1 protein-coding gene is annotated in these 487 nt (G+C 54.0%); it reads right to left on the bottom strand.

All coding sequences use genetic code 11. The features are described 5' to 3' along the window. Positions 1-430: hypothetical protein (locus AC1RPG_RS08105; protein WP_481762486.1), on the bottom strand; the 430-nt coding region annotated here is incomplete at its 3' end. Positions 431-487: the final 57 nt, after the last annotated feature.

Raw genomic sequence — 487 nt, 5'->3', positions numbered from 1 at the left:
TTCCACCAGCGTCCTCCTTATACTCTTTCCACACATCGATCACGACACACAAAAGGGTGAAGCTCCCGACCAAGATCAGCGGCCACCAGTGTCCCGAGCGATAGCCGAGAATTACGAGACCGCACAGAATGCACAGAACGAAGTCCATGATCAGAGAGGGACTGCCCCGGTAGCACGCACGTAACGTTGAACTAGCGACCGGTTTTCGGACTTCAGCTCTCGAATCTCGGCCATGCAGTTTTCGATTCGCGTGCTCCAGCGCCATGTTCGCATCGTGCTGATACTGAATCTGGCGGTCCAATTCGGCCATACGTTCAGCCACCGCATCCCATCCGAGTCGTGCGAAACCCTCGTTCACGCGGAACCCGCCATGGACCTTAAAACCTTCTTCATCTTCCGCCAGACTTTCCCACCATTGCTCGAATGTCATGCTTTTCTCCTTAATCGAAGGTGCGCGGAACTCCGCATATTTCACACTGACAGTAAG

The sequence above is a fragment of the Dellaglioa sp. CoH-57-MRSF-18 genome (assembly GCF_056781995.1).
The sequence above is the reverse complement of the archived record's forward strand: the minus strand, read 5'-3'. Positions and strand labels throughout refer to the sequence as shown.